General features: G+C 63.8%; 23 protein-coding genes. All 23 read right to left on the bottom strand.

Annotation, left to right across the window (positions count from 1 at the left end):
* Window positions 1–29: 29 nt before the first annotated feature.
* On the bottom strand, window positions 30–914 hold the full coding sequence (locus AC2FNJ_RS05390; protein WP_496763053.1) for an XdhC family protein: 885 nt from the start codon (window positions 912–914) through the stop codon (window positions 30–32).
* Window positions 915–923: 9 nt separating this feature from the next.
* Window positions 924–2108: a vWA domain-containing protein gene (locus tag AC2FNJ_RS05385; protein ID WP_496763051.1), complete on the bottom strand. Its 1185-nt coding sequence runs from the start codon at window positions 2106–2108 to the stop codon at window positions 924–926.
* The gene (locus AC2FNJ_RS05380; protein ID WP_496763050.1) at window positions 2108–2962 is read right to left on the bottom strand and encodes an AAA family ATPase; all 855 of its coding nucleotides are present in this window, start codon (window positions 2960–2962) and stop codon (window positions 2108–2110) included. The genes AC2FNJ_RS05385 and AC2FNJ_RS05380 overlap by 1 nt, the downstream gene beginning before the upstream one ends.
* A gap of 58 nt (window positions 2963–3020) precedes the next feature.
* Window positions 3021–5441 (bottom strand): aerobic carbon-monoxide dehydrogenase large subunit, encoded by a 2421-nt coding sequence (locus tag AC2FNJ_RS05375; protein WP_496763049.1) that lies wholly within the window; start codon window positions 5439–5441, stop codon window positions 3021–3023.
* Window positions 5438–5935 carry a (2Fe-2S)-binding protein gene (locus AC2FNJ_RS05370; protein WP_496763047.1) on the bottom strand — a complete coding sequence of 166 codons (498 nt, stop codon included), beginning with the start codon at window positions 5933–5935 and terminating at the stop codon, window positions 5438–5440. The genes AC2FNJ_RS05375 and AC2FNJ_RS05370 overlap by 4 nt, the downstream gene beginning before the upstream one ends.
* 8 nt (window positions 5936–5943) lie before the next feature.
* Entirely contained in the window at window positions 5944–6777 is an 834-nt protein-coding gene (locus tag AC2FNJ_RS05365; RefSeq protein ID WP_496763046.1) for an FAD binding domain-containing protein, read from the bottom strand.
* 157 nt (window positions 6778–6934) lie between these two features.
* Window positions 6935–8011 carry an MHYT domain-containing protein gene (locus AC2FNJ_RS05360; protein ID WP_496763045.1) on the bottom strand — a complete coding sequence of 359 codons (1077 nt, stop codon included), beginning with the start codon at window positions 8009–8011 and terminating at the stop codon, window positions 6935–6937.
* A gap of 193 nt (window positions 8012–8204) precedes the next feature.
* Window positions 8205–9998: an ABC transporter ATP-binding protein gene (locus AC2FNJ_RS05355; RefSeq protein ID WP_496763043.1), complete on the bottom strand. Its 1794-nt coding sequence runs from the start codon at window positions 9996–9998 to the stop codon at window positions 8205–8207.
* Between the two features lie 144 nt (window positions 9999–10142).
* Window positions 10143–10838: an RraA family protein gene (locus tag AC2FNJ_RS05350; RefSeq protein WP_496763041.1), complete on the bottom strand. Its 696-nt coding sequence runs from the start codon at window positions 10836–10838 to the stop codon at window positions 10143–10145.
* Window positions 10835–11530 (bottom strand): alpha/beta fold hydrolase, encoded by a 696-nt coding sequence (locus AC2FNJ_RS05345; RefSeq protein ID WP_496763039.1) that lies wholly within the window; start codon window positions 11528–11530, stop codon window positions 10835–10837. Before AC2FNJ_RS05345 ends, AC2FNJ_RS05350 begins: the two co-directional genes overlap by 4 nt.
* Window positions 11527–12651, bottom strand: coding sequence for a cobalamin-independent methionine synthase II family protein (locus AC2FNJ_RS05340; protein WP_496763038.1), 1125 nt, complete (start codon window positions 12649–12651; stop codon window positions 11527–11529). Before AC2FNJ_RS05340 ends, AC2FNJ_RS05345 begins: the two co-directional genes overlap by 4 nt.
* Window positions 12652–12769: 118 nt before the next feature.
* A complete protein-coding gene (locus AC2FNJ_RS05335; RefSeq protein WP_496763037.1) occupies window positions 12770–13732 on the bottom strand; it encodes a cupin domain-containing protein in 963 nt (320 codons plus the stop codon).
* On the bottom strand, window positions 13729–13890 hold the full coding sequence (locus tag AC2FNJ_RS05330; RefSeq protein WP_496763036.1) for a hypothetical protein: 162 nt from the start codon (window positions 13888–13890) through the stop codon (window positions 13729–13731). Before AC2FNJ_RS05330 ends, AC2FNJ_RS05335 begins: the two co-directional genes overlap by 4 nt.
* Complete coding sequence (locus tag AC2FNJ_RS05325) at window positions 13891–14865, bottom strand: nuclear transport factor 2 family protein (protein WP_496763034.1); 975 nt, start codon at window positions 14863–14865, stop codon at window positions 13891–13893. It lies immediately after the preceding gene.
* The gene (locus tag AC2FNJ_RS05320; RefSeq protein ID WP_496763033.1) at window positions 14852–15904 is read right to left on the bottom strand and encodes a LacI family DNA-binding transcriptional regulator; all 1053 of its coding nucleotides are present in this window, start codon (window positions 15902–15904) and stop codon (window positions 14852–14854) included. The genes AC2FNJ_RS05325 and AC2FNJ_RS05320 overlap by 14 nt, the downstream gene beginning before the upstream one ends.
* A complete protein-coding gene (locus tag AC2FNJ_RS05315) occupies window positions 15904–16668 on the bottom strand; it encodes an SDR family NAD(P)-dependent oxidoreductase (RefSeq protein WP_496763031.1) in 765 nt (254 codons plus the stop codon). The genes AC2FNJ_RS05320 and AC2FNJ_RS05315 overlap by 1 nt, the downstream gene beginning before the upstream one ends.
* Window positions 16668–17720, bottom strand: a complete 1053-nt coding sequence (locus tag AC2FNJ_RS05310; protein WP_496763030.1) for an ester cyclase — start codon at window positions 17718–17720, stop codon at window positions 16668–16670. The genes AC2FNJ_RS05315 and AC2FNJ_RS05310 overlap by 1 nt, the downstream gene beginning before the upstream one ends.
* Window positions 17717–19045, bottom strand: a complete 1329-nt coding sequence (hisD, locus tag AC2FNJ_RS05305) for a histidinol dehydrogenase (RefSeq protein ID WP_496763028.1) — start codon at window positions 19043–19045, stop codon at window positions 17717–17719. Before hisD ends, AC2FNJ_RS05310 begins: the two co-directional genes overlap by 4 nt.
* Before the next feature lie 5 nt (window positions 19046–19050).
* Window positions 19051–19587 carry an ester cyclase gene (locus AC2FNJ_RS05300; protein WP_496763026.1) on the bottom strand — a complete coding sequence of 179 codons (537 nt, stop codon included), beginning with the start codon at window positions 19585–19587 and terminating at the stop codon, window positions 19051–19053.
* A 130-nt stretch (window positions 19588–19717) separates the two neighbouring features.
* Complete coding sequence (locus AC2FNJ_RS05295; protein WP_496763025.1) at window positions 19718–20872, bottom strand: carbohydrate ABC transporter permease; 1155 nt, start codon at window positions 20870–20872, stop codon at window positions 19718–19720.
* A gap of 1 nt (window position 20873) precedes the next feature.
* A complete protein-coding gene (locus tag AC2FNJ_RS05290; RefSeq protein ID WP_496763024.1) occupies window positions 20874–21896 on the bottom strand; it encodes a carbohydrate ABC transporter permease in 1023 nt (340 codons plus the stop codon).
* A 73-nt stretch (window positions 21897–21969) separates the two neighbouring features.
* Complete coding sequence (locus tag AC2FNJ_RS05285; RefSeq protein ID WP_496763023.1) at window positions 21970–23178, bottom strand: ABC transporter substrate-binding protein; 1209 nt, start codon at window positions 23176–23178, stop codon at window positions 21970–21972.
* A 73-nt stretch (window positions 23179–23251) separates the two neighbouring features.
* Window positions 23252–24298: an ABC transporter ATP-binding protein gene (locus AC2FNJ_RS05280; RefSeq protein ID WP_496763021.1), complete on the bottom strand. Its 1047-nt coding sequence runs from the start codon at window positions 24296–24298 to the stop codon at window positions 23252–23254.
* Window positions 24299–24306 lie beyond the last annotated feature (8 nt).

Here is a 24306-nt window from a genome sequence, read left to right as displayed (position 1 = left end):
CCTCTTTGGGCGCGGCGATACGGATTTCGTCACTCAGTTCCATGGGGGTCTGCTCCTGTCGTTGCTTTGGGAAGCATGGCCTTGGATCTTTTTACCCAGGCGCTGTTTTCACTCTCATCGGCCGTGCCGCCCGCCCGCGCGTCGGCGTTCCGCCACAGGACGATCTCGGCCAGGATCGAAAGCGCGATCTCGTGCGGATCGATCCCCTTGAGGTCCAGCCCCGCCGGCGATTTCAGGCGTGCGATCCTGTCCGCCGGAACACCCTGTGCCGCCAGTCGAGCGGTCAGAACATCGGCTTTGCGCCGCGACGCGACCATGGAAACCCGATGCGCCGGGCTTTCGATGGCGGCCCGCAGCGAGTCGAGATCCTGCGCGCCCTGGCTTGCCACCACGACGAAGTCGCGCGGGCCGATCCCCAGTTGCGAAATGTCGGTGCCGTCGAACCGCGCGCTGGCTTCCGCAATTCCCACATCGCTCGACACCGCCACCCGATAGCCGGCAAGCCGCCCATGCGCGGCGAGCGCCCGGCTGATCGGAGTATTGCCGAAAACGACCAGCATCGGCGGCAATTCATAGGGCTCGATCAGCAGATCCACGGTCCCGCCCGATGGGCAGCCGCTCTTGTAGACCTGGGTTCCGTCCTCGTCGGTCAGCGTCACCACCGTGTCGGCCGGTTTCACCCGTATCAGCCTCGTCTGGCCCGTGCGAATGGCCTCGGCTCCGGCCGCGCGGACCGCGCGCTGGACGCAGGCCCCGCCGAGATGGCCGAGGATCTCTCCCGCTTCGGTCACGGCGGCCTTTGCACCGGCCTTGGCCGAAGTCACGTCCGCCGTCCGAACGACCGTGGCCACGCAGAACGGCAGCCCCGTCTTGCGCAGGTCGGAGATCGTGTCGAAGATGTCGAACTTGTCCATGAGCCTTCCCTAGAGCTTGGCGAATTCCGGCTCGAGCGCCGCAAGCGCGTCGATGGTGTTTGCGGGCAGATGCGCGTCGAGATAGGGCAGAGCGGCCTCCATGCCGGCGGCAACCGGAGCATAGTCCTTCCACCCCAAAAGCGGGTTGAGCCAGACGATGCGGCGCGCCTTGCGCCGGATCCGCTTCAGGCTTTCGGCCAGACGTTCCGGCGCGCCGGTGCAATACCCGTCGCTCAGGATCAACACGGCCGTTCGCCCGCCCAGAGCATGGGCCGCGTAGCGGTCACAGAACGCGGCCAGCGACCCGCCGATGTCGGTCCCCCCGCCGAAGCCCTGCGCCATCAGGCTCAACCGCCCGGCCGCTCTCAGTGTGTCGTGGTCGCGCAGCGCCGCGGTGATCCGAATGAGCCGTGTATGAAACAGGTAGGCGTCGGCAGTCGTATCGACATCGATCAGCCCTTTGACAAAGGCCAGAAAGACGCGGGCGTAAACGGCCATCGACCCGCTGACATCACAAATCGCCACAATCCGCATGGGGCGTTCGGGCCGGGCACTGCGAAACAGGTCGATCGGCTCTCCGCCCCGTGCAAGGCTCGCCCTTTGAATGCGGCGCAAGTCCAGGCGGTTCCCCTTTGCCGCCCGTTTCCTCCGCCGCGACCGACGGTCCCGGATCGCGCGGGCGAGATTGCGCGCAGCCTGTTCCGCCGCCCGCAGCGACGCCTCGTCCATCAGTTCGCGCAGATCCCGTTTGCGCAGGTTTTCCGTCCGCGTCGCGATCAGGCGGCCCTCGACGCCTTCGGCCTCGCTTTCGCCGCCGTCGGGCGTCAATTCCGTGCTTTGGCTGACAGCGTGCTCCCCATCGCCGCCCAGATGCGGCTGCCAGAGCGAAAGCCGGGCGGACTGGGTTCGGACATGGGGGCTGGTGGCGCAAGTCGCCTGTTTCCCGGTGTTGAACCAATAGGCATCGAACAGATCGTCGAACCGGGTCCAGGTGTCGGCATCCGGGACAAGCAGCGATTTCAGTGCCAGCCGCGCCTCGGCCGGGTCGGTCGCGGTCACATGGGTCAGCGCCGCCAGGGCATCAAGAGTTTCGCCCGGCCCAAGCCTGAGACCGTTCATGCGCAGATGCGACATGAAGCCCGACATCCTGTCGGCAACCCCTTCGGCCCGCGACGGAAAACGGGTGACGGCCATCACGCAACCCTTCCGATGATGCGGTCCAACACCTCCGGCGGCACTGCGTCGCGGTCAGCCGCAGTCTTGAGCAGGCACACCAGCGTCGCCTGAACCGCGGCGCGATCATCCGACAGATCGTTGATTCCCAGCCCGGACAGGGCTGCCGACCAGTCGAGCATTTCGGCAATGCCCGGTTTCTTTTCGAGATCCTCTCGCCGGAGTGCCTGCACCGCTTCGACGATCTGGGCCGCAAGGCGCGGCTCCAGGTCTGGCGCCCTCCTGTTCAGAATCGCAAGCTCCGTATCGCGGTCCGGGTAATCCACGTAGGAATAGAGACACCGCCGCCGCAGAGCATCCGACAGATCCCGGGTGCCGTTCGCGGTCAGGATCACCAGAGGACGGGATCTGGCCTTGATCGTGCCGATTTCGGGGATCGTGATCTGAAAATCCGACAGGATCTCGAGAAGGTAGGCTTCGAACTCCTCATCCGCCCGGTCGATTTCGTCGATCAGCAGAACCGGGGACGGGTCCTGCGAAATGGCCTCCAGAAGCGGGCGTTTGAGCAGGAACCTGTCGGAAAACAGATCTTCCTCCGAGGCGTTGTCGGCGCGAATGGCCAGCAATTGCCTCTGGTAGTTCCATTCATAGATGGCATGTGAGGTGTCGAGCCCTTCGTAGCACTGCAACCGGATCAACCGCGTGCTCAACACTTCGGACAATGCCTTGGCGACCTCGGTCTTGCCAACCCCCGCCGGCCCTTCCAGAAGCAGGGGACGACCCAGAGACCGGGCAAGGTGCAAGGACATGGCAAGGGCCGCGTCCGCGACATATCCCTTGTCCGCCAGCGATGCCTGCAACTGTTGATGAGTCAACGGTGCTTTCTCCCGAAGTGGGTCGAGGCGGCACCCCTGCGGACGCCGCCTGTTCCGATCAACCGTGCAGACCCAGATCGCGGGCCGTCTTCCAGATCCGCCAGTGATCGTGCGGCATGTGGCTCTGGGTCAGACCAAAGGGCCGAAACGCGTCGTGCACCGCGTTCGAAAGGCACGGTACGCCGCCGACATTCGGGCTTTCGCCAACGCCCTTGGCGCCGATCGGGTGATGCGGGCTGGGCGTCGTGGTCCAGTCGGTTTCGTAGGACGGTGTTTCCCAAGCGGTGGGGATGAAGAAATCCATCAGCGTCGCCGTCTTGTGATTGCCCATTTCGTCATAGGCGATCTCCTGCCCCATTGCGATGGCCAGAGCCTCGGTCAGTCCACCATGGATCTGCCCTTCGATGATCATCGGATTGATCCGGGTTCCGCAGTCGTCGAGCGCGTAGAACCGGCGGATGTCCACTTCGCCCGTGTCCACATCCACGTCCACGACGCAGACATAGGCACCGAAGGGATAGGTCATGTTCGGCGGATCATAGTAGCTGACCGCCTCCAGACCGGGTTCGATTCCGGGAATGGCCTGGTTGTAGGCGGCAAAGGCTATCTCCTTCATGGTCTTGAAACGCTCGGGCGCGCCCTTGACAACGAACCGGTCCACGTCGAATTCCACATCGTCGTCATGAACTTCGAGCAGGTAGGCCGCGATCATCTGCGCCTTGGCCCGGATCTTTCGTCCTGCCATCGCCGTTGCGGCCCCCGCCACCGGTGTCGAACGTGACCCGTAGGTGCCAAGACCGTAGGGCGCGGTATCGGTGTCGCCCTCTTCCAGCGTGATGTCATCGGCAGGAATGCCAATCTCGGACGCGATGATCTGAGCAAAGGTCGTCGCGTGGCCCTGCCCCTGACTGATCGTGCCAAGCCGGGCAATGGCCGATCCTGTCGGATGGATGCGGATTTCGCAGCTGTCGAACATGCCGAGCCCAAGAATGTCGCAGTTCTTGACCGGCCCGGCGCCCACGATCTCGGTGAAATGCGTGAGCCCGATGCCCATGAGCTTGCGGGTCTTGCCGGCCCTGAAGTCCTCCAACCGCCGCGCCTGTTCGGCGCGCAGGCCTTCATAATCCACGGCCTTCAGCGCCTTGTCCCAGGCGGTGTGATAGTCGCCCGAATCGTATTCCCAACCCAGGGCCGAGTGATACGGGAACTGGTCCTTTCCAATGAAGTTGATCCGCCGCAACTCGGCGGCGTCCATGTCCAGCTTGATCGCCAGCACCTCGATCATCCGCTCGATGAAATAGGCGGCTTCGGTGACGCGGAACGAACAGCGATAGGCCACGCCGCCGGGCGCCTTGTTGGTATAGACGCCATCGACGGCCAGATAGGCCACGGGAATGTCATAAGACCCGGTGCAGATATTCATGAACCCGGCCGGGAACTTGGTCGGGTCGGCGCAGGCATCGAACCCGCCATGATCCGCCGTGGTGTGACACCAGAGGCCGGTGATCTTGCCGTCCTTGGTGGCGGCGATCTTGCCTTTCATCCAGTAGTCGCGGGCAAAGGCGGTGGACATCAGGTTCTCCATCCGGTCCTCGACCCATTTCACCGGCTTGCCGGTCACGATCGAGGCCACGACCGAACACACATAGCCCGGATATGCCCCGACCTTGTTGCCGAACCCGCCGCCGATATCGGGGCTGATGATGCGGATGTTGTGCTCGGCGATACCCGAGATCAGCGACACCACCGTGCGGATCGCGTGCGGCGCCTGAAACGTGCCCCAAACGGTCAGCTTGCCCGTCACCTTGTCCATCGAGGCGACGCAGCCGCAGGTTTCCAACGGGCTGGGATGGGTGCGGTGGTAATAGATCATCTCTTCCGCAACCACGTCGGCTTCGGCCAGAACGGCCTCGGTGGCGGCCTTGTCGCCCTGTTCCCAGGTGAAGATGTGGTTGTGATGGCGACGCGGCCCGTGCGCGCCTTCGGTCTGACCTTCCAGGTCGTCGCGCAATACGGGCGCGCCGTCTTCAAGCGCTTGGAACGGATCGACGACGACAGGCAGTTCCTCGTATTCGACCTCGACGGCCTCGACGCCATCCGCGGCCGCGTAACGGTCGGTGGCCACGACAAAGGCAACCTCCTGCCCCTGGAACAGAACCTTGCCGTCGGCCAGCACCATCTGCTTATCCCCTGCAAGAGTGGGCATCCAGTGCAACCCGAGCGGTTCGAGATCCTTGGCGGTGATCACCGCCAGAACGCCGGGCACCTTCAACGCCTCCTCGGCGTTGATCGCGGTCACGCGAGCATGGGCATAGGGCGAGCGTACGAAATCGCCGAACAGCATCCCGTCCAGCTTGATGTCATCCACGTAATTGCCCTTGCCTTGGGTAAAGCGCACGTCTTCGACGCGTTTGCGGGAGGTTCCCAATCCCTTGAGATTGGCAGCGCGCTCTTCGGGGGTCAGGGTCTGGTCGTTCATTCTGCCGCCTCCTTCTGCGCGTTCAGCTGGTCGGCCGACGCCATGATCGCCTTGACGATGTTCTGATAGCCGGTGCACCGGCACAGGTTTCCGGCCATGCCAAAGCGTACCTCTTCTTCGGACGGGTTGGGGTTTTCCTGAAGCAGGCGGTGCGCCCGCGTGATCATGCCGGGCGTGCAGTACCCGCATTGCAAACCGTGATGCTCGCGGAACATCTCCTGAATGACGCCCAGGCTGCCGTCTTCGTTGACCAGGCCCTCGACTGTGGTGATGTCGGACCCCATCGCCTGCCCCACGAAGACCGTGCAGGACTTGACCGACTTGCCGTCCATGTCCACGGTACACGCCCCGCAATGAGAGGTTTCACAGCCGATATGCGGCCCGGTGATATTCAGGTTTTCGCGCAGAAAGTGGATCAACAGCGTCCGCGGCTCGGCCAGTCCTTCCACGTCCTGGCCATTCACCGTCAGCTTCACGTGCATCTTGCTCATCATATCCTCCCTCACGCGGCGCGATCGCGGGCGCGTGCAATGGCGCGGCGCAGAATGATGCCCGCCACGTGTTTCTTGAACTCAACCGGACCGCGCATGTCCTCCTGCGGGTCGATCTCGGACAGGGCCGCCGTGACCGCGCCCTCGACATCGCCGGCGGCCAGAGCATCTGAGGCCGCCGCGGACCATACAGGCGTATCCGATAGATTGGTCATCGCGATCGAGGCACCACCCGGACCCACCAGCACCGCCGCCGCGGCGGTTGCATAGTCTCCGATCTTGCGCTTCTGCTTTTCATAGGCATACCCCGTTCCGGCAACCGGGACGGGGATCGTGATCCGGGTCAGGATTTCGCTGTCCTCGCGGGCGGTGAAGTAAGCCGCCTCGTAAAAGGCGCGCGCCGCCACCGAGCGCGTTCCGTCGGGACCGGCAAGCTCATAGGTTGCGTCTAGACACTGCATGAGACCCGGCATGTCGTTGCCGGGGTCTCCGTTGGCGACATTCCCGCCAACCGTTCCAACATAGCGAACCTGGGGGTCAGCGATCTGTAGCGCCGCCTCGCGCAGGATCGGGAGTTTCGCGGCAAGCGCGTCATCCGCGATCAGTTCGTGTTGCGTCGTCATCGCGCCCAGGGTGACGACGCGATCACCGATCTCGACTCCTCTGAGTTGCTTGATGTCCTGCAGATCGACCAGATGGCCGATTTCGGCCATGCGCAGTTTCATCATCGGGATCAGGCTGTGTCCTCCGGCGACAACGCGCGCCTCATCTCCGTGTGTTTGCAGCAGTCCCAACGCCGACGCCATGTCGGTGGGCCGATGATACTCGAACCCGGCTGGTATCATGATGTTCCTCCCTTGCGGCGGCTTGCACGCCTGGGAAAAATGTGAAGGACGATGCTGCGAAGTCCAAAAGAATGGCCATGAAAACCACGCTCCGCTTCACGAAACGCGAACTACGCGCACGAAATGCGAAATCGGCGGACAGGCCGCCCGGACCGTTTCAAACGCCAAGCGCCTCACGTACCGCATGCAGCCGCGAGCGGCTGACGGGAACCTTGCTCAGCGCGGAAACTCCTTCGAAAAAGCAAACCCCTGTATCCTTGGTGCGTCGGAACTCGGTCACGAAGGCCGGGTTGATCAGATAGCTGCGGTGCGCCCGCACGAAATGGGACGGGCTCAGCCGCGTCTCGGCCTCGGAAATCGACCATGGGCAAAACAGCTTTTCGCTGCCGCTGTAGAGAATCGTGTAATGGCCCTCGGCCCGCACGGCCGCAATGGCCTTGCGGTCCAGAAACTGCGTTCGCCCCTCCTTTTCATAGGGGACCGGCGCAATTTCGGGCGGTTGGGCGTTCGGCGCAGTTTCACCATTGACCGGTTCGGCGGGCTCCGGCACCGAGCCGATGAAGGAAATCCCGCTCAGAAGAAACGTGCCGCAAATCACGAACGTCGCAACCGTGACGCCCATTGCCAGGGTCTGATTGGAAAGGACCGGACCGGCCCCACCGGTCGCATCCAGTTGAACGAAGCTCGTGCCTGCCATGGCAATGAAATGCATGGCGAAGACCGAGACCCCAAAACAGACCGTCCCCATCAGGATATTGCCCTTGGTCCGCGACCCGTAGGCCACCCAGATTGCGAGATTGGACAGGGCCACCGCGGCCAGAATGGCAATGATCACACCGGCCACGGAAAAAATGGGTCGGCAAAGCTCCATCCCAAGCATCCCGACATAGTGCATCGTCACGATGCCGAACGCGACGATCGTACCCGCGAGCGTGAGCGTCACCGGCGTCCGGGGTCGGAAGTGAAGGATCAACAGCGCCAAGCCGACCATCAGAATGGCGATCAGGGCGGAAATCAGCGTGATCAGCCCATCGTAGTAGAACACGATCGGCAGTTGCAGGCCCAGCATCGCCACGAAATGCATCGACCAGATTCCGCCGCCAAGGAGGACAGCGGCAATCACGACGATGAGCTTTCGATGCGCGATCGACAAGGTCGAAGCACCACGGGTCAGAGACAGCCCGCTGAAACCGGCCATCAGCGCAATGGCCAGTGACGCAACGACCAGCAACAAGTTGTGCGAATAATCCAGCAGCGTGGCGCCCCTCCCCGGACCCTCTGCCGTGACGATAGCAAAGCCGCAATTGCCTGCAAACGCTTGCCGCGTTTGTCGGCGTGAATCCTGCCGCAGGGCGCAGGTCTCTGACGTTGCGAACCGGGTGGTGATGCCCGCCGGCCGACCTCGTCAAGGGCGCGACATCAGAGGCTCATGCCTCGGCGGCCTGCTTGAACTGATGCGTATAGAGCGAGTGGAACGTGCCCTGGTTGTCGAGCAGGGAGTCAACGTCGCCTTCTTCCGCAACCTGGCCGTCCACGATCACCATGATCTTGTCGGCTTCGAGCACGGTCGAAAGCCGGTGCGCGATGATCACCGTCGTGCGGTCCTTCGTCAGCCGTTTCAGCGCATCCTGAATCTGTGCTTCCGAGGCCGAATCCAGCGCGCTCGTGGCTTCGTCCAGGAACAGGATCTCACTGTCTCTCAAAAACGCACGCGCAATTGCCAGGCGCTGCCGCTGACCCCCGGACAGGAAAGCGCCGTTCTCGCCGACCGGGGTGGCGTAGCCATCAGGCAGCTCGGAGATGAAGCCGTGTGCATTGGCGTTCTTGGCGGCTTCGATCACCTCCTCGTCCGTGGCCTCGGGCCGGGCGAGGCGAATATTGTCGGCAACGGACGCCGAGAACAGGAACGTATCCTGGCCCACAAACGAAATCTTGCTGCGCAGCGACTCGAACGACGCGGTCTTGATGTCCTGATCGTCGATGGTCACGCGCCCGGTCTGCGGATCGTAAAGCCGAAGCGCGAGGTTCAGAATCGACGACTTGCCGCCGCCCGAAGGTCCGACCAGGGCCGTGGTCTTTCCTTCTTCGAATACGAGGTTCAGATCCTTCAGAACCAGCTTGTCGTCGCCATAACCGAAATTGACGTTCTCGAATTCGATCCGGCCCGGCCCGTCGACCAGCGGCTTTGCCTTGTCGTGCTCGGTCAGGGTTTCGGGCTGGTCCAGAAGGCTGAACATCATGCGGACCATGACCATGCCAGACTCTAAACTGACCCGCACCCGAGACAGTCGCTTGGCCGGCTCATAGGCCATCATGAGCGCGGTGATGAAGGACATGAGCTGACCGGGCGTTGAAGCCGCTGATCCGAAAAGGCTGACCGCGCTCAGCGAAATGACCGAAGCGATCGCAAAGCCGGCCAGAAAATCCATCAACGGACTAGTGACTGCTTCCAGTCGTGCGATCGAATTTGCCCGTTTTTCCACCTGGCGCACGGCGGATTGCATCCGTTCCGCCATCCGGGCCTCGAGCGAGAAGGTCTTGATGACCCGGATGCCCTTGGACGTTTCCTGAATCACCTTGATGATTTCGGAAATCGAACTCATTTCGGCCTCCATGATCTCGCGCACCTTGCGCAAAAGCAGCCGGATGCCATAGATCGCCGCAGGCCCGATGATCAGCGAAAACAGCGTCAGCGTCGGCTGCTGATAAACCATCACGGCCAGAAGCCCGATGAGGCTCAGGGTGTCGCGAACCGCCGTCGTCACGATCAGGTCGATCACCGAGCGGGCACCCTGAGCGCAATAGGTGACGCGCATCAGCAGGTCGGAGCTTTCCGTGAGGTTGAAGAAGGAAACGCCTTGCCGCAGAAGCTTGTCGAACAGCTTGATCTGTTGCCGCGCGACGATCCGGTTGCCCGCCCGGCTGAGGGCAACGACCTGCACATAGGTCGAGATGCCCTTTACCAGAAAGATGACCAGCACGCCCAGGGCGACCGCAAAGATCTGTGACCTGTTCTCGGTGTCAAACATCGAGTCGATGACATCGCGCATGATCCAGGCGATACCAGCGCTTGTCGCGGCGACGAACACCATCGCGACCACGGCGACGGAGTACAGACCGATCTGCGATCGCAGGTTGTCGCGCAACAGGCGCAGAAGCAGCGAGGCGGACAGGTTGTCCATGATCCTGCCGCGAGCACGTTCAAGGAGGCGCCTGCTCATTTCTTGGTTCTTTCCTCGGATACAACAAGCATTGCTACTTACATCGGGAAATGCTCAGGGTCAAAGTCTTGCGCCCAAGTTGACCTAGTTTCTGTTTGGCCTGTCCACAACCCCCTATTTTGTTATCGCACCGGTGTTCGCCTCTCAGACCCGCGCCTTTTCGAACTCGGCCCAGGCCCGTTCGAAGGCCGCAAAGTCGAACCCGGCGCGTCGGGCAGGTTCCAGGATCAACCTTTCCGTCTCAAGCAATCGGCCGATCGCGGCTTCGAGCCCAGACACGACCGACGGCGGGATGACGCAGGCGCCGTGCCTGTCGGCGTGGACCAGGTCGCCGTCGTGAATCTCCAGGCCGAATATGTTGACCTGCGTTCCGATCTCGCGCACATGAACGAAGGCGTGAGATGGCCCGACCGATCCGGCGATCACGGGAAATCCTTCGGGCAGGTCGCCAAGATCGCGCATGACACCGTTGGTCAACGCCCCCCTCAACCCAAAGCCTTTGTGAACCGTGGTGTTGATTTCACCCCAGAACGCGCCGACGCAATGCGGATGGTCCATGTCCTCCACCACGGCGAGGGCGGGGCGCGGGCCGGTGGACATGTGCCGGTAGTAGTCCATGCGCCGCGCGCGGATCACCTCGGCCAGGTCTGTCGGCGGCGCGGCAGCGGCGATCCTTGCGGTGCGTGCATAGCCGACGATCGGGCCAGCCTCGGGCATCGCCGCGCACATCGTCCCGCGCGTAAAGCAATCAAAGCCGCGCTTGCCCTGAGCGACCTCGATCGCGTTGCAAACCGTTGGCGTATCGACGTTTTCCAGGATTTTCAGCAGCGAATCGTTCATAGTCTCTCCAGCCAGCGGCGCAGCGCCGCCGTTGTTTGGTCGGGTTGCTCCAGCGTGGGCAAATGCCCCGCGTCTTCCAGGATTTCCAGGGTGCTGTCCGAAAGCAGCGCATGCATCCCTTCGTGCCTTGAGACGGGACAGAGCATGTCGTCGCGGCCACAAAGTACCAGGGCGGGTCCGCCGAATGTCCGCAGCCGATCCGACTGGTCGATCCGGGTCATCAAGGCACGGGACTGGTTCACGAAGATCTGCGGGCCAAGCCCCATCGCCATGTCCATGCACAGGTCCAGAATGCCCTGCCGCCGCGGGCCGTCGGTCAGGTAATTCGGCTTCATCTCCTCGCGCATCACCTGGCGCAAATGGCCAGACCGGACAGCGGCGATCTGGGGTTCCCGCCTTTGCCGCACGTCCTCGGCCTCGGCCAGCGGGTTGGTGTCCAGCAGCGCGATGCCACTTATCCTGTCCGGAGCCTGCCGCAGCATCTCCATCGCGACGATGCCGCCCATCGAAAGCCCGGCAAGCGCAAATCGGGGTGGCGCGTGTCGCAAGACCTCGGCCGCCAGGTCGTGCATCCTTTCGTGACCCCCGATTGGAACGGTCATGATCGGGTATTCACCGGACAGGTCCGCGATTTGCGGCCCGAACAGGCGCGCGTCGCACATCATCCCCGGAAGCAGCACCAGCGGAGTCATCGGACCCTGGCGGCGCCCTCGGCCAGCGCGGCGAGCTTGGCATAGGCAATGTCGGGATCGACGGCGCCGTAGCCCGCAAATGTGCCAAAGCCGCAATCCGAACCGGCGATCACCCTGTCCGGTCCAACGATGTCGGCAAACCTTTGGACCCTTTGGGCCACCAGGTCGGGATGCTCCACGAAATTCGTGGTGGTATCGACGACGCCGGGCACCAGGATCTTGTCGGCGGGGATCTCGGCCTTCCGGTCGCGGAACACCGTCCATTCATGGGCATGGCGCGGGTTCGAGGTTTCGAACAGGACATAGCGCGATTTCGTGGACATGAGGGTCGAAAACACCTGGTCCATGGCAATGTCGCAGCAATGCGGACCTTCATAGTTGCCCCAGCAGATATGCACCCGCACACGGTCTTGCGGCACGTCGCGCAGCGCGTGGTTCAGCGCCTCGACATGCATATCGGCGATTTTGATGAACTCTTCGTCCGACAGATCGCTGAACAGCATGTGCCGCGACAGGGCAAGGTCCGGGCAGTCCAGTTGCAGGTCCAGGCCGGCGGCCACGATGGTTTCGTATTCCTCCTTCATCGCCTCCGCCAGGGCCGCCAGGTAAGCCTCGCGCGTCGGGTAGTGGTCATTCTGCAGAAACAGCGAAATGACCCCCGGTGAGGCCGCGTTCATGAAACCCCGCTCGACGCCGTGGGCGGACATGGCCGCCCTGAGGTTCCGGATATCCTTGTTCAGTTCGTCCTGGCCCTTTGACTTTACCTCGCCGACGCACATCGGCCGGGCGTATTGCGGCGTGCCGCCCTCATCCGCCAACCGTTTCAGAAAACCCGGAAACATCTTGAGATCGGCGGGCGCGTTGCGGGGGCTGTCGCCTGCGAACCCGGTGTAGCGGTCCTTGACATAGGTGGCGTAGGAAATCTTCGACGTCTCGCCGTCGCTCACGATGTCGATCCCCGCCTCGACCTGTCGCCGCACCGTTTCGGACACCGCCGCGGCCATGCAATCGTCAAAGGCCGCCTGATCGAAGGGCTCGTCCCTTTCGCGGGCAAAGATGAAATCCACCACGTCCTGCGTGCGCGGCAACGAACCGACATGGGTCGTCAGGATCTTGGTCATTCGGGTCGGCCTCCCTTCCGTTTCGATCGTCAATGCCCCCGTTACCCGGCCAGGGGTCCGGGCCATCGGCCCGGACAGCCGCCGCGCGAGGTTCGATGCCCCGTGCGGCGGCCCGTTGTCAGGCTCCGGTCCAGGTCGGCCCGGCCGGATCGTCGGTCGCCGTGATCCGGTAAAGGCCCGCCTCCCCGGTCATCGACGGGCCGAGGGCGTGTGCCTCGCCAGGATTCAGCAAGCAGGTGTCGCCGGGGTTCAGCACCGTTTCGCCCCCGTCCCAGCGCAATCGCCAATGCCCGCGCATGGGCATCAGAACCGTGTGCCGGTCGCGCGTCATCCGGTCTTCGGGTTCGGAGCCGCGCGTCAGGAACTCCACCTCGAATCCCGGCCGGTCCTTCAGCAGCGCGTCCGGGCCGATGACCCTGGCCGGCTTGTCCCTGGCCAGCGCCATGAGATCCCGGTAGCGCGCGACGTAATCCCGAACGACCCCTTCCACCGGCACTTCGGGATAGGCCGCAAGCTCTGCCTCCGTCAGCAGCGGCATCGGGTTGACGCCATCGGGCAGGCTCTGGCCCGTCTTGCTGTCGTAGAGCACGCCGTTCTCCCCCAGGATCAGCCCATGCGCGCGCGCGTCCTCGATCACCTGTGGGGCCCAGGTCACGCCACCACCGGCATCGTCGCCGCCAAGAATGGACATGATCATGCCGTAGTCGGTGCCGACGTTTTCGAACCCGCGAAAGATGCCGGTCGGGATGTTGAAGATGTCCCCTTCTTCGGCGACGAACTCGCCCGCGGTGCCCCAGCGGCCCCAAAAGAACCGCCAGCGACCTTTCAGCACGAAAAACACCTCGGCCGTCTTGTGGCTGTGCAGGGAGTTGCGGCAGTTCGGCGGCTGCCCCGCCGCGCCGATGTTGAATCCGGGCGTTTCGCGGATATGGACGTGCTGATCGGGGCTTTCGGACACTCCGCCGCCGATGATGGTAAAGTTCTCTTTCCGGTCGCTGCCCGGCGTATGGGCGTCGATGAAAGCGGTCTTGCAGGGTTTCAGATCGCCATAGCGAACGATGCGGTCTTCGATGGAGCTCATTTTTTCTGTCCTGTGTCTGAATTTGCGGAAGGAAGCCGGAATTTCCCCGATCCCGGCGGACGCAGGTTCAGACGGCGCGCGCGCAGGCTGGCGCGATGGCCGTGAAAGCGCCGCGTGGCCTCGCGCGCATCCAGGCGATGGGTGTCGCGCCGGTTCATTCAGATTTCCCCGCTCCGCAGCAGGATCTGTTTCCAGATCGCGGTTTCATCGAACAGCGTGTATTCCCGCCGCAATCCCCAGGGGCCGAATTCGGCGTGGCTGATCCCCAGCACATAGACCTCGGCCCCGGTCGGCGCCCCGAACGCGCCCCAACCGTCATGCTTGCCCCAGAGGCTCCAGCGCAGGGCCGCGCGCGGCGGCATCAACGCGTCCTCTCGTCCGATCTGATGCTGGATCGCGAACTCCGCATTCGGAAACGACGCGCGAAGCGCCATCCAGAACCTGTCCACCGGTTCCCGGCCGTGCCCTGTCGCGCCACCGGGGTATTCCGACTGCACCGCGCGGTCGTATTCGCGGCCGATCACGGCCATGTCGGCCCCCATGATCCGGGTCAGGATGTCCGCGTATCTCGCGCCCCACGCGTTGTCGTTTCCCCGGCCTTCGTACGGTCCCTGCCGGTCGTTTCTTGGCGTCAGCGGTTGCACGCAGGTTTCCGGCCCGCCTTCGTCGGCAATGAGCCGTGCGGCGTATTCCCGTGGCTCCCACCCCATCTGCCGCACGATCGCCCCCTGGTCGCGGATCAGCCATTCGTCGTCGATGGCGTTGTTGATGGCATGACAATCGGCCAGGATCCGATACACCAGCTTTTTGCCCGTCGCCTTGCCATAGATTCCATCTCCGAGATGCGTGGCCGTCGACAGCAGCCGGTGCGAAGACAACATGCCATCTTCGGGTGTGCCCGACCAGATCACGTCCTCGCCCAGTAGCGTCCGGTCCGGAAACTCCGCCAGTGTCGCCATCGTCGCGCCGATCACGTTCCGGTTTCCCACCACCACCGAAGCGGGCGAGCGTACGACGATGTCGGGCGCATAGTAATCCTGCAGCGTGGCGATGCCCCGATCTTCCCAGATCTCCTTTGTGATGCCGATGATGTAGTCCGGGAAATCGCGAAACTTCGGGTCAAAGCCCTTCATGGTCCTGTCCTTGCATTTTCCAGCCTTCGGGCACCCGCGCCGAGCCGCGCACGATCAGGGGGCCGTCGATGGCGATCTTTCGTGGCGTGGCGCTGCCTGCCAGTTCGATGTGATCCAGCAGCGCCGAAACCGTCTCGGCGACCATCAGATTGGCGCGCTGGCGCATGGTCGTGAGGTCATAGGCCAACCAGGCCGCGGGCGGCACGTCGTCATAGCCCACGACCGAGACATCCCGGGGCACCTGCAAACCCAGTTCGAACCGGATCACATCCATGACCGCAAAGGCCATGTGGTCATTGGCGACGAATACCGCGTCGGGGCGCGCGTCGGCCGGTACGTCGAACATGCGCCGCGCCGCCGCGCGGGCCTTTTCGGTATCAAAGTCTCCGACCTCGCGCCGGAATACGCCCTGGCCCGCCTCCGCCAGCGCGGCGCGGAATCCCGCCTCGCGGTCTCGTTGGGTCGAGGCGCCTTCCCAACCGGCGATGTACCCGATCCGGTGATGACCACCCGCCAGCAGGAATTTGGCCACTTTGCGGCCGCCGGCGAAATTGTCCGACGTGACCGACGTGATCGCGTTCCCGTCCTGGCCCCGGTTGAACAGCACCACGGGAACGCCGGCCTGCTGGCATTTCTCCGCGATGTCCGAAGACATCGCGACCGAGGCCATGACAATCCCGTCCACCTGGTAGTCCAGAATTTCCTCGACGACGCCATCTATGTTGCCGGCCGTCTGCGAGGTCATGAAGACGAGAACGTGATATCCCCGCTCCTGCAGGGCGTTCGAGAGTTTTTCCAGTGCTTCGGGATAGAAGTAGTTCTCCAGATAGGCGACCAGAAGCCCGATGATCCGGCTTTTGCCCGACACCATCGCGCGCGCCAGCACGTTGGGGCGATAGCCAAGCTCGGCCGCGGCCTTGCGCACCTTCTCGGCGGTCTTCTTCGACACCGAGGCGCCGGGCGTGAACACCCGGCTGACCGCCGACTGGCTGACCCCTGCGCGCAGAGCGACCTGAAGGGATGTGACCTTGTCCGCCATCAGTCCGCCGTCCACCCCCCGTCGATGATCATCGCCGACCCCGTCACCAGCGCTGAGGCATCCGAGGCGAGGTACAGGACCGCGCCCATGATGTCCTCGACCTCACCGACCCGGCCCAGCTTGATCTTTTCTTCGATCCAGGCGCGGCGTTCGGGGTTCTCCAGCGTCTGCGCCCCGAGCGGCGTGCGAATGAAGGTGGGGCAGATCGAGTTGATCCGGATGCCCGACGGCCCCCACTCGACCGCCATCGCCTTGACCATGCCTTCCAGCCCGTGCTTGGTGGCACAATAGACCGCGCGATCGATGCCGCCGACATGGCCCATCTGACTGCCGATATGGATGATCGAACCCGGTTCGCCCTCGGCCATCATGCGCCGCGCCGCCCACGCCGACAGGAAATAGGCGGATCGCAGGTTGAGGTTCATCGCGGCGTCATAGTCTTCGGGGGTCGTATCGACCGCCGGCGTATGGCGCGCCAGCCCGGCGGAGTTCACCACCACATCGAACCGCCGCGTGTCCAGCACCGTCCGCAAGGCGTCCAGATCCGCCTGATCCAGCGCCAGCGCCTCGGCCGACAGTCCGCGATCCCGCAGCGCAGCGACCGTTCCGGTCAATCGTTCCCGGCCCCGCGCTGCGCAGACCACATGCGCCCCCGCCTCGGCCAGCGCAACGGCACAGCCCTGGCCGATGCCGGAGGATGCGCCCGTGACCAGCGCAACCCGGCCGTCGAGCCGGAAGGAGGGGGTTTGGGGCAAATCGGCCATCAGTTCATCCCGTCAGGTATGTCGATGCGCCCGATATTGCGGGCCTTGTTGAATTCCCTGAGCCGGGCAAAAACGTCAACGCCCAACTGGCGATAGGCATCCAGCAAATCGACCAGAACCCAGTTTTCCCGGATCCGGCCGTTGTCCAGACGCCAGAAATCGAGGCTGCGCATGGTGATGCGCTTGCCCGAAGGGGCGATGCCCATCCAGCCGTCATGGGTGACGGTCTGGGTCATGTTGGGCCAACCCGTCACGGCGGCATAGTCTCCGTCCCCGAAGAAATGATAGGTTATGTCCTCAACGTATTGCCCGCGGTCCGGCATGCCGTTGAGGAACGGGATCTGGTGCCAGTTGCGAAATCCCGCGATGCCCCGCCCGGTGCCGATGCCCGACGGACCGTACCAGTTCATGCGCGGGTGCCAGAACCGCTTCATCTCCATCACTTCGGGGCCACCCTGGGACGGATGCTTTTTGAGATGTTCCAGCATGTCGATGATGTGCTGGCAGGTGGCGCGACCCTTTTCGGCGTTGTAGGGGCCGGGCACCAGACCGTCCTGCGTGGCAGGCCCCGGCACATGCCATTCGCGGCCCAGGCTGGGCGCCATGGGCCAGGCGCGGGCCTGCATCATGACCTCGGGGATGTCCCAAAGCGCCTGAAATTCCACGACTTTTTCGTTCTCGAACCGGAAGAACTCATGAAACCGCATCGCCACCTGATGACCGGTCGGCGGAATGTCGAGCCATGGGCCGGTGAAGACACCCGTGTAGTAGCCGCCGCACCCGACCCAGTCGTTGCCGTGATCGTCCGGCCCGGCCATCACGATGTAGTCGCGCCGCTCCAGATCCGGCCAGGCCTCCAGAAGCCCCGTGTAAGCCGTGTCGAAAAACGCATCTGGCCCGGTGCTGTCTCCGAAGGGGTGGCACAGGCGAAACACCGCGTCGGGGGTGCAGAGGTCGGCCAGCGCCCTGCGCACGCCGGCCTCGTCAAAGTCGTACATCGCCGCCCTGAGCGGTGCGATCAGGGCCTTGTGGCGCGTGTGCCGGTCGCTCATTCGGCGGCGTCCCGGTATGGGGCTGCGGCGCCGTAGGGCACGTTGATGCCGCCATAGCGGCGCACGCGCACGTTGCATTGCTCGGCGTGGCCCACAAACCCTTCCAGCATGCACAGGCGCGAGCCGTATTCGCCGATCAACGTCGCCGCCTCGTCGGTCAGGATCTTCTGATAACTATGGGTTTTCAGAAACTTGCCAACCCATAACCCGCCGGTATAGCGGCCGGCCTTCTTGGTGGGAAGTGTATGATTTGTACCGATCACCTTGTCCCCGTTTGACACGTTTGTACGTGGCCCGAGGAACAGCGCGCCGTAGCAGGTCATGTGGTCGAGGAACCAGTCGTCGCGGTCGGTCATGACCTGCACATGCTCGCTGGCGATGTCGTTGGCGACCTGCAGCATCTCGTCATGGCTGCCGCACAGGATCACTTCGCCGTAGTCCTCCCAGCTGACGCGGGCGGTGTCGGCGGTGGGCAGGATGCCCAGCAAGCGGTCGATCTCGGAAAGGGTCTCCTCGGCCAGTCTGCGCGAGTTGGTGACGAGGACCGCCGGAGAATTGTAGCCGTGTTCGGCCTGCCCCAGCAGGTCGGTGGCGCAGATTTCGGCATCGACGGTTTCATCGGCGATCACCATGGTTTCGGTCGGGCCGGCAAAGAGGTCGATGCCCACCCGGCCGAAGAGCTGCCGCTTGGCCTCGGCCACGAAGGCGTTGCCGGGGCCGACCAGCATGTGCACCGGCTCGATGGTTTCGGTGCCGAGCGCCATGGCGCCGATCGCCTGGATGCCGCCCATGACGTAGATCTCGTGCGCGCCGCCCAGGTGCATCGCCGCGATCACCGCCGGGTTGGGCTTGCCCTGGAACGGCGGGGTGCAGGCGACGATGCGGGGCACGCCGGCAACCGTGGCCGTGGCCACGGACATATGCGCCGAGGCCACCATCGGGAACTTGCCGCCGGGCACGTAGCAGCCGACGGATTGCACCGGGATGTTCTTGTGACCCAGGATGACGCCGGGCAGGGTCTCGATCTCGATGTCCAGCATCGACTCCCGTTGTGCGCGGGCGAAGTTCATCACCTGCTCCTGCGCGAACTTGATGTCGGCCAGCTCGCGGTCCGAAAGCTGCGCGATCAGGTCGTCGATTTCCCGCTGGCCGAGCTGGAAGGATGGCGGGGAGTAGTTGTCGAATTTCTCCGACAGTTCGCGCACGGCCGCATCGCCGCGTGTTTCGATGTCCTTCAGGGTGGCTTCGACGACGGCACGGGTCTTGGCATCGTCCTCGGCGCGATCGGCCTCGGGTTTGCCGCGTTTGAGATACTCGATGGTCATTCTTCCTATCCTCGGTTTTCGGGCCGGGGTGGAACCTTGTCCCCCCGGTCAAATGCTTCCCAGCCGTGCCCCTGAAACAGATCCACGCCCAGTTGCGCGGCGACATGGGCGAAATCGACGTTCACCCAGTTGTCCACGATCTTTCCATCGACCACCTTCCAGAAATCCATGTAGCGGATCTCGACCCGCCTGCCGGTGGGCGGGATGCCCAGGAATTCACCGGAATGCGTGGCCTCCTGCCGGCCGAAGGCGGCGGCCCATTCGCCCATGTAAAGCCGCGCCTCGTCGATGCAGACCTTGTCCGAGAACGCGGCCTGGAACGGGCGCTGCCAGTTGTCCTGGAACTCCTGCAGCCCCTGCTTTGTGCCGCAGCCCTGATTGCCCATCCAGCGAAAGCCCGGCGCGAAGAACTCGCCGATGTCGTCGATGCGGTGATCGTTGAGACCGTCCACCATGCGCTCGATCACGGCGCGGGTGTCGTCCGTCTTGCTCAGGTCCGTGTCGCGGGTCAGCACCGCCTGTTCGGGACGGGCGCCTTTCATCGTCGTCCTCCGTACCGGGACGCATGCATCCGGACCGCGCCGCGCCGAAGGCGCGCCGGGCCCAACCGGCGGAGGCGCAGCGCAGATGCGCCGACGACGGGCGGGAGACCCCGCGATGCCGGCCCCGCGCTCATCCCTTGACCGCCCCTGCCGTCAGGCCGCTCACGATCTGGCGCTGGAAGATCATCACCAGAAAGATCAGCGGCGCGGTGATCGACACGGCGGCGGCCACCGCAACGACCTGGTCCGTGGTGGTGGTTTCGCGGTTGAACATGCCGACGATGGCCGGAACCATCGTCTGGTTCTGCGCGTCCAGCAGCAGCGATGTCACCAGAAAGTCGTTGTAGGCCAGCAGGAAGCTGAACAGCCCGGTGGTGATCACCCCCGGCCACATCACCGGCATGATCACCCGGCGGAACGCCTGGAAATGGTTGCAGCCATCGACGCGGGCGGCCTCGTCAAGCTCGGACGGGATGTTCTGGAAGAACGAGCGCAGCATCCAGATGGTGAAAGGCTGGTTGATCGCGACCAGCACCGCGATCACGGCGAAAGGCTTGCCGTAGAGCGTCGGGGCGTTCTCGCCCAGGATCGGGCGCAGCCATTCGGCCGAGTTGATGAAGACCGGCAGATAGCCCGAAACCAGAACCGACGGCGGCAGCGCGCGGAAAATCAGCGCCACGATCAGGATCCAGAAAGCCAGGGTCGAGCCCGACCGCGCCAGCCCGTATCCCGCCAACGTGCCCACGGTCAGCGACAGCACCACGACGCCGGTGGTCACGATCAGCGAGTTCTTGAAGTTGTTGGAAAAACCCCGGTCGATCCACACCGTCTTGTAATGTTCTGTGGTCAGGCCCAGCACGTCGCGCCCGAGCGGTCCGAGCCAGGGGTTGAGCGCCTCGCCCAGCAGCGGCAGGAGGCCGAAGAAGACCACCAGAAAGCCGATCCCCAGAACCAGGACTCCCAGCACCCATCCCAGCCAGATCTGGCCGCCGGGCGCGTGGGCGGCGACGAGTTCGGGCAGCCGCCGGGTCGCCAGGCGCGCGGTCACGACGAAGCAGGCGATGGCGAGCGCGATCTCGAACAGCGAGACCCCGTCGCCGCGCGCGACCGTTTCCGGGCCGAAGATCACGTTCAGTGCATTGCTGTCGAAGGCATCGACCGGCGACTTGAAGCTCATCACCGTGATCCAGAAGATCGGGAAGGCCGCCACCAGGCACCAGAAGGCCAGGAAGAGATTCGAGGTCAGCCGCAGGCCGAAGGGCTGTCTGAGTGCACGCGAAGACATGTCAGCGGCTTCCTTTGTGATCGCGCCAGGTGCGGCGCAGCGGAGCGACGAGCAGGATGACGATGCCGATCATGGTCAGCATGGCGCTGGCCGAGGCCCGGCTGATCGAGCGGTTGCCGGCCTGGTCGGGCACCAGGAAGTCATAGGTCAGCCACTGGAGCGAGATGACATAGCCCTGGCTCGAAAAACCGACGACTTCTTCGAACACGCGGTAGGAGTCCATCAGGTGGATCATCGACACGAAGACGATCAGCGGCATCAGGTGCGGGATGACGATGAATTTCAGGCGCTGCCAGCGCGTGGCGCCGTCGATGATCGCGCTTTCCAGGCTGTCCTGGTTGACCGTCTGCAGCCCGGCGTAGAACACGATGGCAGCGAAGGGCGCGACGTGCCAGACGCGGTACAGCATCATCAGGATTTCGATGGTCCAGGCCTGCGCGAAGAGCGCGACATCGCGCTGCAGGTACCATTCCATCAGCGCGGTCAGGATGCCGTCGCCGCGGAACAGCCAGTTGATCGACAGGGCGCCGATCACCGGGGTGATGATGAAGGGCAGCAGCGACACGAAGATCACCGGGCCGCGCACGAGTTGCGCGGCGTTGTTGATGACCAGCGCGATCGCCAGGCCCGTGGCGATGACCAGAGGCAGGGTGATGAGGGTGAAGGTCAGCGTGAACCGCAGCGCCTTCCAGAAATCGATCGCCTGGAAGGCCGACCAGCTGCCCTGTTTCAGGGCCGCCCAGGCGCGGTCCAGTTCCAGCACGTTGCGATAGCTGTCGAGACCGACATAGAGCACCTGCTCGATGATGTCGCCGTTCTCGTCGAGTTTGGGAACGGATTTCTCTTCGGTCACGCAGGTCTGGGTCGGAAAGCCCGGGGTGCAGGTTTCGACTTCGACCGTCTCATAGATCGGCTGGGTGACGTAGAAGCTCTGCTGAAACACGCTCACCAGCGGAAAGGCGATGAAAAGCAGCATCATGAAGACCGACGGGCCGATGAAGGCGGCAAAGGTCCGGAATTTCATGGGTTCGCCCTTCTGCTGGGTTGCGGGTGGTCCGGGCAGGCCCGGGGTGCGGGCCTGCCCGTGCGGTCTGGGGTCAGTTGATCAGGCCGGCTTCTCTGGCCGCGGTGACATAGGCCGCCTCGATGTCGGCCAGCGTGGTCTGGGCGTCCTTGGCGCCGGTCAGGTAGTCGGCGAGGCCATTGCCCAGGGCCGTGTGCATGATCCCCATGGGCACGGTGGAGGGATAGGGCGCCGCGCCGTTCTGGGCGCTTTCGGCGGTGCCCTTGGCCATATCTCCGGCTTCGTAGCCGGGAATCAGCCAGACCGCGGTGTCGTTGTTGGCCTGGACCATCTCGGTGTCGATGCCTTCGAGCACGACCTGAAAGGCGGCCTCGGCCTCCTCGTCGCTCATGTTGGCCGCAAGCACCAGCCCGTCCCACCAGATCGTGGTGGCGGGCCGGGCCGATCCCTTGGGCGCGCCGGCCATCTTGACCTTGCCGACCACCTGGCTTTCGGCCTCGTCATCCATCGCGGCCGCGCGGCTGGCCCAGAGGTTCGCGATGGCGATCTTGCCCTGCTGGAACTGCTGCTGCACGTAGGTCGAATCGGACACCAGGAACTCCGGGTCCATGTAGGCGGTCATCGCCTTGAGCGTTTCGAGCGCCTTGACGCCCTGCGCGTTGTTGATGCTGGGCATGTTGTCGGCGGTGAAGAACACGCCGCCCTCGCCCAGATACATGTTGACGAATTCCTGGCCGAGATTCCAACCGGTCTTGAAGGTTCCGCCCAGGGGGTATTCGACGACGCCCGCCTCCTTGATCTTTTCCGCCGCGGCCAGCACCTCGTCATAGGTCGTCGGCACCGCGATCCCCAGATCGCTCAGGATGTCGTCGCGATACATCAGGTGCTGCGCGTTGACCATCATCGCGATGGCCATGGTCTTGCCGTCGATCTTGATGAGCTGGTTGGGCGTCAGGGACGCGCCGTGTTTCTCGACCAGATCGTCCAGGGGCCGGATGGTGCCTGCGTTCAACAGCGGCACGATCGTCTGGTTGGAAACCCCGCCGATCTGATAGAGCGAGGGGTTGGCGGCAAAGGCTTCAGGCTGCTTTTCGCGGAATTCCTGATCCAGCGAGGCGGCGAAATTACCGCATTCGGCCATGGCATCCGTCACCGCTTTCCAGGCTTCGAACCCGGCGGAGAGTGATTTCAGCGGCACCGTGTTTTCAAAAGCGCAGCCCGCCCAGGCCGCGCCCGTCGCCAGCGACATCGCGCCTGCCAGCATCAGCGTCTTGAGTTTCATCGTCTTCTCCCTGTTTGGCGGTCCGCCGTGCACGCCCGGACCGGTTGAGGCCCGCCTGGGCCATTGCATTCGATCAGTTCCCGATGCGCTCGCCGTCTTCGGCCGCGAACAGGTGGCAGATCCCGACGGGAACCGAGACCGACACCATGTCGTCGATTTCGGCCCGGAAATTCTTGTCGGCCTTGACGCTGACCAGCGCCCCGCCGATGCGGACCGAAACCATCGTCGCATCGCCCAGAAGCTCCAGCGTGTAGATCGGGGCGGTGATCTGCCCCGCCGCTTCGATGGCGGCATCCTCGGCCCTGAATCCCAGGGTGACGGGACCATCGGGCAGGCCGACGCCCTCGATCCGGGTGTGCTGCGCCACGAAGGCTCCGTTTTCGACCTGCCCCTCGATCAGGTTCATGGCCGGGTTGCCGATGAAGCTGGCGACGAAGGTGTTGGCCGGGCGGTCATAGATTTCGGTCGGGCTTCCGACCTGCTGGACCACGCCGTTCTTCATCACCACGACCCGGTCGGCCAGTGTCATCGCCTCGATCTGGTCATGGGTGACGTAGATCGTGGTGACGGCGAGTTCGTGGCTGAGGTTCTTGATCTGCGCCCGCGTCGAGACCCGCAGCTTGGCGTCGAGATTGGACAGCGGTTCGTCCATCAGGAACACGTTGGGTTCGCGCACGATGGCACGCGCCAGGGCGACGCGCTGACGCTGGCCGCCCGACAGTTCGGCCGGCTTGCGGTGCAGGAAATCGTCCAGCTCGACCATCGCGCTGGCGCGGCGCACCCTCTCGTCATGGGTGGCGGGATCGATGCCGCGCACCTTGAGCGGAAACCGGATGTTTTCGTAGACGTTCATGTTGGGGTACAAGGCATAGCTTTGAAACACCATCGCCACGTCGCGGTCCTTGGGCTCCAGATCGTTGACCACCTTGCCGTCGATCAGGATGTCGCCTTCGGTCACGTCCTCGAGCCCCGCGATCATGCGCATCGTGGTGGTCTTGCCACACCCGGACGGCCCCAGCAGCACGAGGAATTCGCGGTCGGCGATGGTCAGATCGAAATTGTGGACCCCCACGAACGACCCCCACCGTTTCCCGACATTGCGCAGTTGTATTTCCGCCATTCAGCCCT

It is taken from the genome of Ruegeria sp. BHSB196, assembly GCF_059613135.1.
This window is presented reverse-complemented; position numbering and strand designations above follow the sequence as displayed.

Excerpts from the sequence above, each read along its gene's own strand:
- AC2FNJ_RS05370 (WP_496763047.1), bottom strand. The coding sequence starts at position 5,935 with ATGATGAGCAAGATGCACGTGAAGCTGACGGTGAATGGCCAGGACGTG.
- AC2FNJ_RS05350 (WP_496763041.1), bottom strand. The coding sequence starts at position 10,838 with ATGAACGATTCGCTGCTGAAAATCCTGGAAAACGTCGATACGCCAACG.
- AC2FNJ_RS05300 (WP_496763026.1), bottom strand. The coding sequence starts at position 19,587 with ATGAAAGGCGCCCGTCCCGAACAGGCGGTGCTGACCCGCGACACGGAC.
- AC2FNJ_RS05290 (WP_496763024.1), bottom strand. The coding sequence starts at position 21,896 with ATGAAATTCCGGACCTTTGCCGCCTTCATCGGCCCGTCGGTCTTCATG.
- AC2FNJ_RS05320 (WP_496763033.1), bottom strand. The coding sequence starts at position 15,904 with ATGGCGGACAAGGTCACATCCCTTCAGGTCGCTCTGCGCGCAGGGGTC.
- hisD (WP_496763028.1), bottom strand. The coding sequence starts at position 19,045 with ATGACCATCGAGTATCTCAAACGCGGCAAACCCGAGGCCGATCGCGCC.
- AC2FNJ_RS05335 (WP_496763037.1), bottom strand. The coding sequence starts at position 13,732 with ATGAGCTCCATCGAAGACCGCATCGTTCGCTATGGCGATCTGAAACCC.
- AC2FNJ_RS05365 (WP_496763046.1), bottom strand. The coding sequence starts at position 6,777 with ATGATACCAGCCGGGTTCGAGTATCATCGGCCCACCGACATGGCGTCG.
- AC2FNJ_RS05330 (WP_496763036.1), bottom strand. The coding sequence starts at position 13,890 with ATGAACCGGCGCGACACCCATCGCCTGGATGCGCGCGAGGCCACGCGG.
- AC2FNJ_RS05355 (WP_496763043.1), bottom strand. The coding sequence starts at position 9,998 with ATGAGCAGGCGCCTCCTTGAACGTGCTCGCGGCAGGATCATGGACAAC.
- AC2FNJ_RS05325 (WP_496763034.1), bottom strand. The coding sequence starts at position 14,865 with ATGAAGGGCTTTGACCCGAAGTTTCGCGATTTCCCGGACTACATCATC.
- AC2FNJ_RS05315 (WP_496763031.1), bottom strand. The coding sequence starts at position 16,668 with ATGGCCGATTTGCCCCAAACCCCCTCCTTCCGGCTCGACGGCCGGGTT.
- AC2FNJ_RS05345 (WP_496763039.1), bottom strand. The coding sequence starts at position 11,530 with ATGACTCCGCTGGTGCTGCTTCCGGGGATGATGTGCGACGCGCGCCTG.
- AC2FNJ_RS05385 (WP_496763051.1), bottom strand. The coding sequence starts at position 2,108 with ATGGCCGTCACCCGTTTTCCGTCGCGGGCCGAAGGGGTTGCCGACAGG.
- AC2FNJ_RS05295 (WP_496763025.1), bottom strand. The coding sequence starts at position 20,872 with ATGTCTTCGCGTGCACTCAGACAGCCCTTCGGCCTGCGGCTGACCTCG.
- AC2FNJ_RS05310 (WP_496763030.1), bottom strand. The coding sequence starts at position 17,720 with ATGAGCGACCGGCACACGCGCCACAAGGCCCTGATCGCACCGCTCAGG.
- AC2FNJ_RS05390 (WP_496763053.1), bottom strand. The coding sequence starts at position 914 with ATGGACAAGTTCGACATCTTCGACACGATCTCCGACCTGCGCAAGACG.
- AC2FNJ_RS05375 (WP_496763049.1), bottom strand. The coding sequence starts at position 5,441 with ATGAACGACCAGACCCTGACCCCCGAAGAGCGCGCTGCCAATCTCAAG.
- AC2FNJ_RS05280 (WP_496763021.1), bottom strand. The coding sequence starts at position 24,298 with ATGGCGGAAATACAACTGCGCAATGTCGGGAAACGGTGGGGGTCGTTC.
- AC2FNJ_RS05285 (WP_496763023.1), bottom strand. The coding sequence starts at position 23,178 with ATGAAACTCAAGACGCTGATGCTGGCAGGCGCGATGTCGCTGGCGACG.
- AC2FNJ_RS05340 (WP_496763038.1), bottom strand. The coding sequence starts at position 12,651 with ATGACCAAGATCCTGACGACCCATGTCGGTTCGTTGCCGCGCACGCAG.